Origin of the sequence: Streptomyces sp. NPDC001502 (genome assembly GCF_042894785.1) — a bacterium.
Classification (GTDB): Bacteria; Actinomycetota; Actinomycetes; order Streptomycetales; family Streptomycetaceae; genus Streptomyces; species Streptomyces kutzneri.
The window spans coordinates 85812-100004 of record NZ_JBIAVW010000010.1 but is presented as its reverse complement, the minus strand read 5'-3'; the positions used below and the strand labels follow the sequence as shown (position 1 = coordinate 100004).

Below are 14193 nucleotides of genomic sequence, written 5' to 3'. Positions count from 1 at the left end.
ATCTGACGGCGGGATACGTGCACAGCGCTCTCCGGTCGCCATGGCGAAGGCATCGACGAGGCGTCGGTGACTGATCGCGCGTGGCACGATCGAGCGATGTTGACCGAAGAGGACGACGCGGGGCTCACGCCCTGGACGCGGCAGCGAAGAGGTCGGTGACGCGGCTCGGGACCATGACGCCCGACGACCGTCCCCGTGCACTCGCGTCCCGGAAGGACCTCATAGCAGCCGTCTTCCAAACCAGCTACGCGGGTTCGATTCCCCCGGTCCGCCTTCCGCCGAGCGGTCAACTGCGCGCGGCAGCAGGTGCTTCGGCGCGCCCGGAGGGGGTCAGAGCTTGATGTTCGCGATCATCGTCGCGAGGGAGTTCAGGAAGCGGTTCACGTCGTCCGCGATCGAGCTGGACGCGAGGAAGAAGCCGAAGAGCGCCGCGACGATGGCGGGGCCCGTCTTGATGTGGTTGCCGCGGATCAGCACCACCAGGATGACCGCCAACAGAACCACCACTGACAGCGAAATGGCCACTACTGATCACACCTTCGGTCGTCCCCTGGTCGGCCCGGGGCGCACGGCCAGGCACACCCCCACATGGACCATCCTCCCACCAACGGGCCTCGGCTATACGCCCCGTGACGAATAGCCGTGGTTCCGTTTCCGCCAACCACATGTGCGACAGGAATATTTCGGGCGCGGGGCACGCGTCACGGGGTGGTGAGGCCGAGGAGGGAACGGATATTCGCATACTTTACGGACAGCCTCTCGCGCGTGGGACCGTCCAGCACGGAGAGGCGTACGGGGTCCGCGTTGTGCGCGAGGTCGGCTTCCTTGACGAGCAGGGCGCCCGGGGTGGCCAGGATGCGGGCCGCGTACTGCTCGACCCTTTCGTCCGGGCGCTTGGTGACCGCGAGGACCATGTCCTTCACCGTCTGCGGGAGGGCCGCCGAATCCAGCCAGGTGAGGCTGAGGGCCTCGTCCTCGATGGCGTCGTGGAGCCAGGCCGCCGCCTGCTGTTCGGCGCTGCCGCCGCGCAGCCGCACGCCCTCGGCCACGGCCGCCAGGTGTTCGGCGTACGGCCGGCCGGCCTTGTCGGTCTGGCCCTCGTGCGCGCTGCGCGCCAGGGACTCGACCTCGATCAGAGTCAGGGGGCTGTTCGTCATGCGATCTCCCTTGCTGCCGCGCCGAGGGCCTCCGCTGCCCGGCGTACGTCCGCCTGCGTGGTACGCCAGTTGGAGAACGCGGCGCGCAGGGCTGCGGTTCCCTCGTAGACGGTGGGAGTGACGAACACCTCGGCGGCCACCGCCTCCCGCAGGGCGGCGAGGCGCTCCGGGGCGGGGGCCTCGGCGAGGGTGAAGCAGACGACGTTCAGGCGGACCGGGGCGAGGAGGGTGAAGGCGGGGTCCTCCTCCAGGGCGGCGCCGAGCGCGCGGGCGCAGGCGATGTCGCGTTCGACGATCTCCCGGTGGCCCTGGCGGCCGTACGCGCGGAGCGTGAACCAGGCGGCGAGGGCGCGCAGCCGGTGGGAGTTCTCGGGGGTGAGGTGGACGAGGTCGGGGTGGTCGCCGAGGGGGCCGAGGTAGGCGGCGGAGTTCTGGAAGACGCGGGCCTGCAGGTCGCGCCGGCGGGTGAACTGGACGGCGCTGTCGTAGGGGACGTTGAGCCATTTGTGCAGGTCGACGCAGACGGAGTCGGAGGCGTCGAGGCCTTCGGCGAGGTGCGCGTGCTCCGGGGAGAGGGCGGCGAAGGCTCCGAACGCGGCGTCGGTGTGGAGCCAGAAGTCGTGGCGCTCGCGCAGGGCTTCGATCGCCCGGAGGTCGTCGAAGTCGACGGTGTTGACGGTGCCCGCGTTGGCGACGACCACGGCGGGTCCGGGCGTGTCGGCCAGTGCCCGCTCCAGGGCGGCGGGGTCGACGGCCTCGCGGCCGGGCAGGGTGGGCACCCGGACCAGGGAGTTGCGGCCGAGGCCCAGGACCGAGAGGGCCTTGGCGATCGAGGAGTGCGGGGCGCCGGAGAGCACGCGGACCGGGCCGAGGGCCGCGGCGCCGTCCTCGGCCGGGCAGACGCCGAGGCGTTCGCCGAGCCATTCGCGGGCGATGGCGAGGCCGGTGGTGTTGGACATGGTGGCGCCGGAGACGAAGGTGCCGGAGTGGGCGGCGGTCAGGCCGAAGAGGTCGCGGAGCCAGCCGACGGTCTCGCGTTCGAGGTCCTGGCCGCCGCCGTCGAGGGCGGAGTTGGAGTTCTGGTCGTGGACGGCGGTGAGCCAGTCCCCGGCGAGGGCGGCGGGGGTGGCGCCTCCCGTGACGAAGCCCAGGTAGCGCGGTCCCGCGGAGGCCGACAGGCGCGGCTCCCAGCGGTCATGGAAGGCGGCGAGGGCGGCGTCCGTGCCGGTGGCGTGCTCCGGGAGGGGCTCGGGGTCGTACGGCTTTCCGGCGGGCGGTACGACGGGACGCGCGTCCAGGGAGGCGAGCGCGTCGGCGGCGGCGCCGCGGGTGGCGTCGAGGAGTTCGGGGAGCCGGGCCAGGTCGGCGGCGAGCGTGCGGTCCATGGGGGCACGGTAGGCCCGGGCGGGTGCCGTGCGGGCGGGCCAATCCGGGGCGAGTGGCCCGCCCCGGCCCCGCCCGGTCCCGCCCCGGTCCCGCGGCCGACCGTCGTGGGCTCGACGGATGATCACGAACCGACGTGACCGCGCCGCCGGTGGAGGGCTGGGTGCTGGAGGTGACGCCGAAGCCGGGCGCGCCCCGGCTGGGCCTGCGCCTGACCCGGCCCGTTGACCTCGGGAACACCGGGCAGCTGGGGGCCGGTCCCTGGAAGCGGTGACCCTGCGACCGTTGCGGATCAGCGGGTCAGCGGATCGGTTGATCAGGCGGCTGCCCCCGTGTACGCCCGGGCCGGGGCGGTGAGTGCGGTCATCCGGGCCGCGACGGCCGCCGCGGAGCTGCGCGGCAGCCGGTCCGCGATCAGGCCGTCGGCGAGGAAGAGCACCTGGTCGGCGTGGGCGGCGGCGGCCGGGTCGTGGGTGACCATGACGACGGTGGCGCGCAGGGAGTCGACGGCGTCCCGGAGCAGCCCGAGGACCTCCGCCGCGGTGGTGGTGTCGAGCGCGCCGGTGGGTTCGTCGGCGAAGACCACGTCGGGCCGGGTGACGAGGGCCCGGGCGATGGCCACGCGCTGCTGCTGGCCGCCGGAGAGCTCGGCCGGGCGGCGGCCGCCCTTGCCCTCCAGGCCGACGCGGGCGAGCAGCTCGGCGGCGTGGGTCCGGCCCTCGTGCGCGGAGCGGCCGCCGGCCAGCCGCATCGGGAGCAGTACGTTCTGCTCGACGGTGAGGGACGGCAGCAGGTTGAAGGCCTGGAAGACGAAGCCGAGGCGGCTGCGGCGGAGTTCGGTGAGCTCGTTCTCGTTCATCGCGGTGATCTCGGTGCCGCCGAGCCGGACGGATCCCTCGGTGGGCAGGTCGAGTCCGGCGGCGCACTGCAGGAAGGTCGATTTGCCGGAGCCGGAAGGTCCCATGACGGCGGTGAAGCTGCCGCGCGGCAGGCTGAGGTCGATCCCGCGCAGCGCGTGCACGGTGGAGCCCCCGCGCCCGTAGGCCCGCCGTACGCCGCGCAGCTCGACGGCGGCCGTGGTGTCGTACCCGTATCCGTCCTCCGAGGTCTGCCCGTGCTGCCCTTGCTGCCCGCGCTGCCGCTCGCTCCGTCGGAGCCTCATGGTGTGCCGCCTCTCGCCGCCGTCCTGATCGTGGCTCCGACGCTACGGATCATGGTGGGCCGGCGGCCATGACGCCGCCCGGCGGACCGGTGGTGGGGCAGACCCCACCCCGTGGTCAGGCGGAGCGGCGGATGAGCAGCAGTGCGCGGTCGTCGTTGACGTCCTTGGCGACCTTCTCGATCAGGTGCCAGGCCGCGCCGTCCCATCCGGCGGCGACGTAGCGGTCGGCCTCGCCGGTGAGGCGGTCGATGCCCTCGCTGATCTCCCGGTCGGAGGTCTCGACGAGGCCGTCGGTGAAGAGCATCAGGACGTCGCCGGGGCGCAGGTTGCCGCGGGCGGGGGTGAATTCGGCGCCGTCGTAGACGCCGAGGAGCGGGCCCTCGCCTGACTTCTCCTGCCAGCGGCCGGTGCCCGCCGAGAGCTGGAGGGCGGGGAGGTGGCCGGCCGAGAGGAGTTCGTAGTCGCCGGTCTCCAGGTCCAGGACGAGGTGGATGGAGGTGGCGAAGCCCTCGTCCCAGTCCTGGCGGAGCAGGTAGCCGTTGGCGGCGGGCAGGAAGCCGTGGGCGGGCAGCGCGCCGAGCAGTCCGCCGAAGGCGCCGGAGAGCAGCAGGGCCCGGGAGCCGGCCTCCATGCCCTTGCCGGAGACGTCGGTCAGGACGATCTCCAGGGTCCGGCCGCCGTTGGTGCGGGCCGCGACCACGAAGTCGCCGGAGAAGGACTGGCCGCCGGCCGGGCGCAGGGCCATCTCGCGGTGCCAGCCGCGCGGCAGGGCGGGCAGTTTGCTCTGCACGCGGATGCGTTCGCGCAGGTCGAAGAGCATGGTGCCGCCGCGCCGCCAGGGCACGCCGACGCGGCTGCGGAACTGGGCGATGACCAGGCCGAAGAACCCGCACGCCGCGACCACCAACACGGTGCCGGGGGTGACGCGGGCCGGGCCCTGGGTATAGGGGCCGAGTACGAGGGCCTCGACGATCAGTGCGGCCGCGGAGGCGGCGTACAGGGCGAGGAGGCTGGCGGGGCGCAGCAGCAGGCCGCCGGCCACGATCGGCAGGACGAGCGCCGACGGCGAGAACCAGACGGGCAGCATCAGCGTGCCGCAGGCGATGGCGGGGATGGTGAGCAGCAGGCCGCCGAAGGCGAGCCAGTCGGAGGCGTCGCCGCGGAAGTAGTCGACGGCTGATTTGCGCAGGGCTGTGCGGCCCCGGTGCGACAGCATGCGCATCCGGGCCATGAGGGATTCCACGCGTGCTCCGGCCATTGATTCGGGACCTTATCCATCCTGGCTGTGGATGCGCAGGGGTACCCCCGGACCGAGGGTCCACAGGCGCCCGAAAACGGGTCGACTGGGCCGGAATGCCCTGATAGGGATGGCCACATGACTCTGGAGATGCGCGCATTGAAGGCTGATGAGTGGGATGTCTGGTACGACCACCTGGAACTGGCATTCGGGGGCGTGCCCGAGTCCCCCGAGGAGCGGGAGCTCTACAGGTCGCTGACGGAGGCCGACCGCTCGCTGGGCGTCTGGGACGGCGACACCTGCGTCGGCGCGGCCGGCTCGTACACCTTCCGGCTCTCCGTGCCGGGCGGGGCGGCCGTCCCGGCGGCCGGCGTCACGATGGTGGGGGTCTCCCCCACCCACCGTCGGCGCGGGGTGCTCACCTCCTTGATGCGGCGCCAGCTCGACGACATCCGGGCGGGTGACGAACCGCTCGCCGTGCTGACGGCCTCGGATCCGGCGATCTACGGGCGCTTCGGCTACGGCACGGCGACGTACGCCCTGGCGGTCGACATCGACACGACCCGCGTACGGCTGTCCGTGCCGCCGGGTACGGACGGGGTGCGGCTGCGCCTCGTGGACCCGCGGCGGGCGCTGGCCGACTGCGAGCGGGTCTACGCGGCGCTGGTCCCCACCCGGCCGGGCATGCCGGCGCGGCAGCCGGGCTGGGAGCGGCTGCCGCTGCTGGACCCGGATGCGATGCGCGGCGGCGGGTCACCGCTGAAGTGCGTGGTCGCCGAGCGGGAGGACGGCGAGGTGGTCGGGTACGCCCGCTACCGGGTCAAGCCCGACTGGGACCCGACGGGTTCGGACGGCAAGGTCGAGGTGCGCGATCTCGACGCACTGGATCCGGCGGCGTGCGCGGCGCTGTGGCGCTACCTGTTCTCCATCGACCTGACCTGGACGGTACGGGCGCAGCGGCGGCCGGTGGACGACCCGGTGCTGCACCTGGTCAGCGACGTCCGGCGGTCGCGGCCGCGGACGCGGGACTCGCTGCACGTACGGCTGGTGGACCTGGCGGCGGCGCTGGAGGCGCGGGCGTACGGGGCGCCGGTGGACGTGGTCCTGGAGGTCCGGGACGCGTTCTGCCCCTGGAACGAGGGGCGGTGGCGGCTGGTCGTGGACGCCGAGGGCGCCGCGCGCTGTACCCGGACCGCGGAGCCGGCGGACCTGGAGCTGTCGGTCCGGGAGCTGGGATCGGCGTACCTGGGCGGGATCACCCTCACCTCACTGGCCGGGGCCGGGCTGGTGCGCGAGCTGCGCCCGGGGGCGCTGACACCGGCCTCGCGCGCCTTCGCCGGGGACGTGGCGCCCTGGCTGCCGCACGGCTTCTAGAGGCGGGGCGACGAACCGGGCGGCAGCCAGGGGCGACGAAGCGCGGCGGCGGAGCGGGGCGGCCGCGTCAGCGGGACTGGCAGCCGGGGCACCAGAAGAGGTTGCGGGCGGCGAGGTCGGCGGTGCGGATCTCGCCGGCGCAGATGTGGCAGGGCATGTTCGCCCGCCGGTAGACGTACACCTCGCCGCCGTGGTCGTCGACGCGCGGCGGCCGGCCCATGGCCTCGGGCAGGTGCTCGTCGCGGACGGTGTCGATGCGGTTGTTGCGCACGCCCTCGCGCATCAGGGCGACCAGGTCGGTCCACATGGCGTCCCACTCACCGCGGGTGAGGTCCCGGCCCAGGCGGTACGGGTCGATGCCGTGCCGGAAGAGGACCTCGGCGCGGTAGACGTTGCCGATGCCCGCGACGATCTTCTGGTCCATGAGCAGGGCGGCGACGGTGGTGCGGGAGCGGGAGATCCGGGCCCAGGCCCGGTCGGGGTCGTCGTCGGCGCGCAGCGGGTCCGGGCCGAGCCGGTCGTGTATCGCCTTCTTCTCGCCCTCGCCGATGAGTGCGCAGGCGGTGGGGCCGCGCAGGTCGGCGTAGTGGTCCTCGTTCAGCAGGCGCAGCCGGACCGTGTCCGTGGCGGGCGGGGCCGGGGCGGGGCCGAAGCCGAGCTTGCCGAACAGGCCGAGGTGGATGTGGATCCAGGCGTCGCCGAGTTCCAGGAAGAGGTGCTTGCCGTGCGCCTCGGCGCCGTCCAGCTCGCGCCCGTCGAGCACGGCCGCGCTCTGCTCGAAGCGGCCCTGGGGGCTGCTGACGCGGACCGGCCGGCCCGCGAACCGCTCGGCGTGGTCCTGGGCGAGGCGGTGGATCGTATGCCCCTCGGGCACGGCGGAGCTCCTCGGAAAGAGAAACCGGCCGTACCGCCCCCGGAAGGGGGAGGCACGGCCGGAAGCGGGATCAGCCCTGCGGGTGGTGGGCCGGGATCGGGGGGAGCTCGCCGGTGGTCTCGTACGCGGAGAGCATGTCGATGCGGCGGGTGTGGCGCTCCTCGTCGGAGTACGGGGTCGCCAGGAAGGCCTCGATGAAGCTGACGGCCTCGTCCTGCGTGTGCATCCGGCCACCGACGGAGATGACGTTGGCGTTGTTGTGCTCACGGCCGAGCTGGGCGGTCTGGACGCTCCAGGCCAGGATGGCGCGGACGCCCTTGACCTTGTTCGCGGCGATCTGCTCGCCGTTGCCGGAGCCGCCGATCACGATGCCGAGGCTGCCGGCGTCGGCGGCGGTCTTCTCCGCGGCGCGGAGGCAGAACGGCGGGTAGTCGTCCACCGCGTCGTAGATGTGGGGCCCACAGTCGACGGGCTCGTGGCCGTTGTTCTTGAGCCAGTCCACCAGGTGGTTCTTGAGCTCAAAGCCGGCATGGTCGGATCCGAGGTACACGCGCATGGGACGAGTGTGGCACGAGGAGGCCCGACAGCCCGCAGCGGGTGTCGCGTAAATCACTTCTAAAGCTCAAGTAAACCCAAAGAACGCAGATGGGACAGGGCGGGGGCCTCCCTCTGGACGTTCACACCAAGGCAACGATCCGGATTGAGGCCTTCCGTCCTGCGTTCATCTCAGGTTTGAATGCCGGGGCTCGCAACCCGAGAACCTAAGGATCCGTCCATGAGCTCCACGACGACCCTTCAGAAGGAAGGCGGCCCCACCGGCAACCCCGGTGACGGCCAGCCCTCCGACGGTCTGAAGGCCGGTCTCAAGAACCGCCACCTGTCCATGATCGCCATCGGCGGCGTCATCGGCGCCGGCCTCTTCGTCGGTTCCGGTGGCGGCATCGCCAAGGCCGGCCCCGCCATCCTGATCTCCTACGCGCTGGTCGGCGCGATGGTGGTCTTCGTGATGCGGATGCTGGGCGAGATGGCCGCCGCCAGCCCGAACTCGGGCTCCTTCTCGGCCTACGCCGACCGCGCGCTCGGCCGCTGGGCGGGCTTCTCCATCGGCTGGCTCTACTGGTTCTTCTGGGTCGTCGTGCTCGCGGTGGAGGCCACCGCCGGTGCCGCCATCCTGGAGAGCTGGATCCCGGCCGTCCCGCAGTGGGCCTGGGCGCTGATCGTGATGGCGGTCCTGACCGCCACCAACCTCGGCTCGGTCGCCTCCTACGGTGAGTTCGAGTTCTGGTTCGCGGGCATCAAGGTCGTCGCCATCGGCGCGTTCGTCATCGTCGGCATGCTGGCCGTGTTCGGCGTGCTGCCGGGCTCGGACAACCCGGGCGCGGGCTTCGCACACCTCACCGACGCCGGCGGGTTCTTCCCCAACGGCTACGGCGCCGTCCTGACCGGTGTGCTGATGGTCGTCTTCTCCTTCATGGGCAGCGAGATCGTCACCCTGGCGGCCGGCGAGTCGGAGAACCCCCGCAAGGCGGTCACCCGGGCCACCAACTCCGTCATCTGGCGGATCGGCGTCTTCTACCTCGGCTCGATCTTCATCGTGCTGACCCTGCTCCCGTGGAACGACAAGTCGATCACCGAGAAGGGCTCGTACGTCGCCGCCCTGGACTCGATCGGCATCGCGCACGCCGGCACGATCATGGAGGTCATCGTCCTGACCGCCGTGCTGTCCTGCCTGAACTCGGGCCTCTACACCGCCTCCCGCATGGCCTTCTCGCTCGGTGAGCGCGGCGACGCCCCCAAGGCGTTCGCCAAGGTCAACAAGAACGGTGTGCCGGTCGCCGCGATCCTGGGCTCCACGGTCTTCGGCTTCGTCGCCGTCTACTTCAACTACGCCTTCAAGGACACGGTCTTCAACTTCCTCCTCAACTCCTCGGGTGCCATCGCGCTCTTCGTCTGGCTGGTGATCTGCTTCACCCAGCTGAAGATGCGCGGGATCCTGGTCCGCGAGGCCCCGGAGAAGCTGACCGTGAAGATGTGGCTCTTCCCGTGGCTGACCTGGGCCACCGCCGCCCTGATCATGTTCGTGATCGGCTACATGTTCGTGGACGACGCCAACCGCGAGGTCGTCACCCTGTCCACCCTCGTCGCCGGCCTCGTCGTGCTCGTCGGTGTGGTCCTGGACTTCCGCCGCAAGCGGGCCCTGCAGGGCTGACCGCTCGTGCACGTACGCCGGAGCCCGGCCCGCCTTCGGAAGGCGGGCCGGGCTCCGGCGCGTATCGGGGGCCGCTCAGCCGCGGCGGCCGGCCAGCTTCCAGGCGGCCGGCAGGGCGCCCATGGCCAGCGCGGCCTTGAGCGCGTCGCCGATCAGGAACGGGACCACGCCCTTCGCGACGGCCACGCCGAGGGACATCCCGGTGGCGGCCATCAGGTACGGCACGCCCACCGCGTAGATCACGGCCGAACCCAGCACCATCAGGCCGGCCGTGCGCAGGACCGAGCGGTCGCCGCCGCGCCGCGCGAGGGCGCCGACGACGGTGGCGGCGAGCAGCATGCCGAGCACGTAGCCGAAGGAAGCGCCGCCCGCGCCGGAGGTCCCGCCCGCGAACCACGGCACGCCCGCCATGCCGACGAGCGCGTACAGCGCCAGCGAGAGGAAGCCGCGGCGGGCACCGAACGCGGTACCGACGAGCAGCGCGGCGAAGGTCTGGCCGGTGACGGGGACCGGGGAGCCGGGAACGGGAACCGCGATCTGGGCGGCCAGCCCGGTGAGCGCGGCGCCGCCGACGACGAGCGCGATGTCGCGGACGCGGCTCGCGGGCAGCAGATCGGCGAGGACGGCGCCGGGCCGGAGGGAGACGGAGGCAGTGCTCATCGGGAGGCTCCACGGGGTGGGGGTGGCAGGACGATCACCGACGCTAGTGCGCGCTCCCCCGCCGCCCCACCGCCGCCCGGGACAAAGCCGCACTCCCCGCTTTGGTGGGGATTTCACAAACCCGATGCCCCACACCCGAGTCGGCGTGATCCTCATCACGAGGAACATCGGACAGCACGTCCGTTTTGCACGAAAGACCGCCGCTCAGCGAGACTGTAGGATCCCGCCAATTCTGACGCGGGGCTCCCACCGCCACTGGGCCCGAACGAGAGTACGAGCACCCTTCATGCGTGAGCGCCTGGAAGAAGCACCTCCCTCCACGGGCGACCTGCCCGCGGAACCCCTCAGCCACAGCCTCAAGCAGCGCCACCTGACCATGCTGGGCCTCGGCGGCGTCATCGGCGCCGGGCTCTTCGTCGGCTCCGGCGCCGGCATCGGCATCGCCGGTCCCGCGATCATCTGCTCCTATCTGCTCGCGGGCGTGCTCGCGATGCTGGTGATGCGGGCGCTGGGCGAGATGTCGGCCGCGATGCCCGCCTCGGGCTCGTTCTCCGTGTACGCGGAGCGGGCGCTCGGGCGCTGGGCCGGCTTCTCGGCGGGCTGGCTGTACTGGTTCCTGCTGGTCGTGGTGCTGGCCGTGGAGGCCACCGGCGCGGCGAAGATCGCGAACGGCTGGGTGCCCTCGGTCGACCAGTGGGTCTGGGTGCTGCTGTTCATGGTGGTCTTCACCGTGACCAACCTGGCCGCCGTGAAGAACTTCGGCGAGTTCGAGTTCTGGTTCGCCGCGCTCAAGGTCGGCGCGATCGTGCTCTTCCTGATCCTCGGCACCCTCGCGGTCTTCGGTCTGCTCCCGGACACGGAACCGGTCGGCATGGCCAACCTCACGGGCAAGGGCGGCTTCTTCCCCGAGGGCTTCGGCGGAGTGGTCGCGGGCATGCTCGCCGTCATCTTCGCCTTCGGCGGCCTGGAGGTCGTCACCATCGCCGCCGCCGAGTCGGACGACCCGGCGCGGTCGGTGTCCCGGGCGGTGCGCAGCGCGGTGTGGCGCATCCTCTTCTTCTACGTCGGCTCGATGGTGGTCATCGTGACCCTGCTGCCGTGGGACTCGCTGAAGCCGGGCGAGAGCCCCTACGTCGCGGTGCTCGACTCGATCGGCATCCCGGCGGCCGGCCAGATCATGAACATCGTGGTGTTCGTGGCGCTGCTGTCGGCGCTGAACGCGAACCTGTACGGGTCCTCGCGCATGGTGTTCTCGCTGGCCGAGCGCCGGGAGGCGCCGCAGGCGCTGCTGAAGGTCTCGCGCGGCGGGGTGCCGCGCCGGGCGGTGTTCGCCTCGGTGGCCTTCGGCTTCGTGTCGGTGGTGCTCAACCTGCTGTGGCCGGACACGATCTTCCTGTACATGCTCAACGCGGTCGGCGCGGTGCTGCTGTTCGTGTGGGCGCTGATCGCCGTCTCGCAGCTGAAGCTGCGCCGCCGGATCGAGCGGGACATGCCCGAGCGGCTGACCCTGCCGATGTGGCTGTTCCCGTACGCGACCTGGGCGGCGCTGCTCGGCATGGCGGCGGTGCTGGTCCTGATGCTGTTCGACGATTCCGCGCGGCCCCAGCTGCTGTGGTCCTCGGGTGCGGCCGCGCTGGTGCTCGCCGTGGCGGGGATCCGCGAGCTGAGGGCCCGCAAGGCCTGACGGGAGAGCCGGAGAAGGGGCCCTCCGTGCCGCGGCACGGAGGGCCCGCTCTTCTCAGGTGCGCAGGTAGGAGGCCCCGTTGACATCGAGGACCGTGCCCGAGCTCCAGGCCGCCTCGGGGGAGGCCAGGTAGAGCACGGCGGAGGCGATCTCGTCCGGGTCCGCGACGCGGCCGAAGGGGCTCTGCGCCCGGATGCCGGCACCCTCGGGCCCCTCCAGCCGGCCGGCGACCCGCTCGGTCGCGACGAAGCCGGGTGCGACGGAGGCGACGGCGATGCCGTGCGGGGCGAGGGACACGGCGAGGGACTGGCCCAGGGCGTGGACCGCGGCCTTGGTCGCGCCGTAGGCGGGGTGGTCGGGCTCGCCCCGGAAGGCGCCGCGCGAGCCGATGTTGACGATGCGTCCCTCGCGTCCCGCTTCGATCATGCGGCGTGCGACGCAGTAGCTCAGGTTGGCGGAGCCGAAGAGGTTCACGTCGGCGGTCCGCCGCCAGGCCTCCTGCCAGCCCTCGTACGAGGTGTCCGGCAGCGGGTGGGGGACCATGACGGCGGCGTTGTTGACCAGGACGTCCACGCCGCCGAGCGCTTCCTCCGCCTCGGCCGCCAGGGCCTCGACGCGGGCCGGGTCACCGAGGTCCGCAGCGACCAGTACGTGCCCCTCCCCCTCCAGCGAGGCGAGGGTCTCCTCCGCGTCCGCCCGCCGGGCGGAGCAGTGGACGGCGACCCGGTCGCCCTGCCGGGCGAAGGCGGCCGCGATCGCCCGGCCGATCCCCCGGGAGGCGCCGGTGACGAGTACGCCCCGGCCGGTGCTGCGAAGTCCTGTCACGGTCCGGCCCATCGACTGCCCCCTCGATCCGGTACGTCCGCCGTATCCGGTGCATCCGGTGCATCCGGTGCTTCCGGTGCTTCCGGTGCTTCCGACGGCTGCGGCGTCGCCGTGAGCGTACGGGGATGATCACGAACCGTGAAGCCGTCGTCCGAATATCGGACAGCAAACGTCCGGCGATCGGACACTCGGCAGACTGGCGCAAATGAGCCAGAGCACCCTCACACCCCCCGAAGCACCGCAGACCGGCGCCGGATCACCCCTCGGCAACGGACTCAAGCAGCGCCACCTCTCGATGATCGCCCTCGGCGGTGTCATCGGCGCCGGACTCTTCGTCGGCTCGGGCGCCGGCATCGCCGCCGCCGGTCCCTCGATCGTGCTCGCGTACGCCGCGTCCGGGCTGCTCGTGATGTTCGTGATGCGGATGCTCGGCGAGATGTCCGCCGCCAACCCCGCCTCGGGCTCCTTCTCCGTGCACGCGGAGCGGGCGATCGGCCCCTGGGCCGGATTCACCGCCGGCTGGATGTTCTGGACCCTGCTCTGCGTGGGCGTGGCCATCGAGGCCATCGGCGCGGCGCACATCATGACCGGCTGGTTCCCGGGCACCCCCTCCTGGATGTGGGTGCTGGTCTTCATGGCGGTGTTCTGCGGCTCCAACCTCGCCGCCGTCTCGAACTTCGGCGAGTTCGAGTTCTGGTTCGCCGCCCTCAAGATCGGCGCGATCGCGCTCTTCCTTGGCCTGGGCGTGCTGGCCGTGCTCGGTCTGCTGCCCGGCACCGACTCCCCCGGCTCCGCCAACCTGCTGCACGACGGCGGCTTCCTGCCCCATGGTGTGGACGGCCTGCTGGTCGGACTGCTGGCCTCCGTCGTCGCGTACGGCGGACTGGAGACGGTGACCATCGCGGCCGCCGAGTCCGAGGACCCGGTCAGGGGCGTGGCCAAGGCCGTGCGGACCACCATGTGGCGGATCGCGATCGTCTACGTGGGCTCCATGCTGGTCATCGTCACCCTCCTGCCGTGGAACGACCCGGCCGTCACGGCGGACGGCCCGTACGCCGCGACCCTCGACCGCCTGGGCATCCCGGCCGCCGGCGAGATCATGAACGTGGTCATCCTGATCGCCCTGATGTCCGCGATGAACGCCAACATCTACGGCTCCTCGCGCATGGCCTACTCCCTCGTCTCCCGCGGCCAGGGCCCCAAGGCGCTGGGCAAGGTCGGCGGCGGGGTGCCGCGCCGGGCGGTCCTCGCCTCCTGCGGCTTCGGCTTCGTCACCGTGCTGCTGTCCTACTGGTACCCGGACACCCTGTTCGCCTGGCTGCTGAACATGGTGGGCGGGGTCATCCTGATCGTCTGGGGCTTCATCGCCGTCTCGCAGTTCGTGCTGCGCCGCCGGCTGGAGCGCGAGGCCCCCGGGAAGCTGGTCGTGAAGATGTGGGGCTTCCCCTATCTGACCTGGGTGGCGCTGGCCGGGGTGGCCGGGGTCCTGGTGCTGATGGCCCTGGGCGAGGACACGCGGGTCCAGGTGGTCTTCACCGGCGGGCTGACCGTCGCCCTCGCGGCGACCGGCTACGTCATGCAACGCCGGGCCGCGGCGGCGCGCACAGCGGCGTAACACCCGCACCGAA

The 14193-nt window shown here is 72.1% G+C and carries 14 protein-coding genes; 5 read left to right on the top strand and 9 right to left on the bottom strand.

Features of this window, described 5'->3' with window-relative positions; translation table 11 throughout:
* Window positions 1-330 precede the first annotated feature (330 nt).
* The 3 genes from ACFY0D_RS19410 to ACFY0D_RS19400 all read right to left on the bottom strand — a co-directional run bounded on the left by ACFY0D_RS19410 (window position 331) and on the right by ACFY0D_RS19400 (window position 2542).
* Window positions 331-525 (bottom strand): membrane protein, encoded by a 195-nt coding sequence (locus tag ACFY0D_RS19410; protein ID WP_030008564.1) that lies wholly within the window; start codon window positions 523-525, stop codon window positions 331-333.
* 176 nt (window positions 526-701) lie between these two features.
* A complete protein-coding gene (locus ACFY0D_RS19405) occupies window positions 702-1157 on the bottom strand; it encodes an HD domain-containing protein (protein WP_390799420.1) in 456 nt (151 codons plus the stop codon).
* Entirely contained in the window at window positions 1154-2542 is a 1389-nt protein-coding gene (locus ACFY0D_RS19400) for a pyridoxal phosphate-dependent decarboxylase family protein (protein WP_390799419.1), read from the bottom strand. Before ACFY0D_RS19400 ends, ACFY0D_RS19405 begins: the two co-directional genes overlap by 4 nt.
* Before the next feature lie 134 nt (window positions 2543-2676).
* Between ACFY0D_RS19400 and ACFY0D_RS19395 the strand changes: the two genes are divergently transcribed.
* Window positions 2677-2814 (top strand): hypothetical protein, encoded by a 138-nt coding sequence (locus ACFY0D_RS19395; protein WP_390799418.1) that lies wholly within the window; start codon window positions 2677-2679, stop codon window positions 2812-2814.
* A gap of 42 nt (window positions 2815-2856) precedes the next feature.
* Here the strand turns inward: ACFY0D_RS19395 and ACFY0D_RS19390 are convergent, their stop codons facing one another.
* Together ACFY0D_RS19390 and ACFY0D_RS19385 are read right to left on the bottom strand one after the other, a co-directional pair.
* Complete coding sequence (locus ACFY0D_RS19390) at window positions 2857-3702, bottom strand: ABC transporter ATP-binding protein (protein WP_390799417.1); 846 nt, start codon at window positions 3700-3702, stop codon at window positions 2857-2859.
* 115 nt (window positions 3703-3817) lie between these two features.
* Complete coding sequence (locus ACFY0D_RS19385; RefSeq protein ID WP_390799416.1) at window positions 3818-4960, bottom strand: PP2C family protein-serine/threonine phosphatase; 1143 nt, start codon at window positions 4958-4960, stop codon at window positions 3818-3820.
* A 117-nt stretch (window positions 4961-5077) separates the two neighbouring features.
* On the opposite strand from ACFY0D_RS19385, the gene ACFY0D_RS19380 reads away from it, so the two are divergent.
* Complete coding sequence (locus ACFY0D_RS19380) at window positions 5078-6313, top strand: GNAT family N-acetyltransferase (RefSeq protein ID WP_390799415.1); 1236 nt, start codon at window positions 5078-5080, stop codon at window positions 6311-6313.
* Window positions 6314-6380: 67 nt separating this feature from the next.
* Here ACFY0D_RS19380 and ACFY0D_RS19375 read toward each other — a convergent pair whose 3' ends face one another.
* Both ACFY0D_RS19375 and ACFY0D_RS19370 read right to left on the bottom strand, forming a co-directional pair.
* Window positions 6381-7187 carry an Fpg/Nei family DNA glycosylase gene (locus ACFY0D_RS19375; protein ID WP_390799414.1) on the bottom strand — a complete coding sequence of 269 codons (807 nt, stop codon included), beginning with the start codon at window positions 7185-7187 and terminating at the stop codon, window positions 6381-6383.
* Between the two features lie 70 nt (window positions 7188-7257).
* On the bottom strand, window positions 7258-7743 hold the full coding sequence (locus ACFY0D_RS19370) for a ribose-5-phosphate isomerase (RefSeq protein ID WP_030010996.1): 486 nt from the start codon (window positions 7741-7743) through the stop codon (window positions 7258-7260).
* A 219-nt stretch (window positions 7744-7962) separates the two neighbouring features.
* Here ACFY0D_RS19370 and ACFY0D_RS19365 point away from each other — a divergent pair, with 219 nt between their 5' ends.
* Window positions 7963-9396, top strand: a complete 1434-nt coding sequence (locus ACFY0D_RS19365) for an amino acid permease (RefSeq protein ID WP_390799413.1) — start codon at window positions 7963-7965, stop codon at window positions 9394-9396.
* 75 nt (window positions 9397-9471) lie between these two features.
* Here the strand turns inward: ACFY0D_RS19365 and ACFY0D_RS19360 are convergent, their stop codons facing one another.
* Window positions 9472-10056 (bottom strand): biotin transporter BioY, encoded by a 585-nt coding sequence (locus ACFY0D_RS19360; RefSeq protein ID WP_383575724.1) that lies wholly within the window; start codon window positions 10054-10056, stop codon window positions 9472-9474.
* Window positions 10057-10342: 286 nt separating this feature from the next.
* Here ACFY0D_RS19360 and ACFY0D_RS19355 point away from each other — a divergent pair, with 286 nt between their 5' ends.
* Complete coding sequence (locus tag ACFY0D_RS19355; RefSeq protein WP_390799412.1) at window positions 10343-11740, top strand: amino acid permease; 1398 nt, start codon at window positions 10343-10345, stop codon at window positions 11738-11740.
* 54 nt (window positions 11741-11794) lie between these two features.
* On the opposite strand, the gene ACFY0D_RS19350 is transcribed toward ACFY0D_RS19355, so the two are convergent.
* Window positions 11795-12577, bottom strand: a complete 783-nt coding sequence (locus ACFY0D_RS19350) for an SDR family NAD(P)-dependent oxidoreductase (RefSeq protein ID WP_390799411.1) — start codon at window positions 12575-12577, stop codon at window positions 11795-11797.
* Between the two features lie 193 nt (window positions 12578-12770).
* On the opposite strand from ACFY0D_RS19350, the gene ACFY0D_RS19345 reads away from it, so the two are divergent.
* Window positions 12771-14180, top strand: coding sequence for an amino acid permease (locus ACFY0D_RS19345; protein WP_390799410.1), 1410 nt, complete (start codon window positions 12771-12773; stop codon window positions 14178-14180).
* The last annotated feature ends 13 nt before the right edge of the window (window positions 14181-14193 follow it).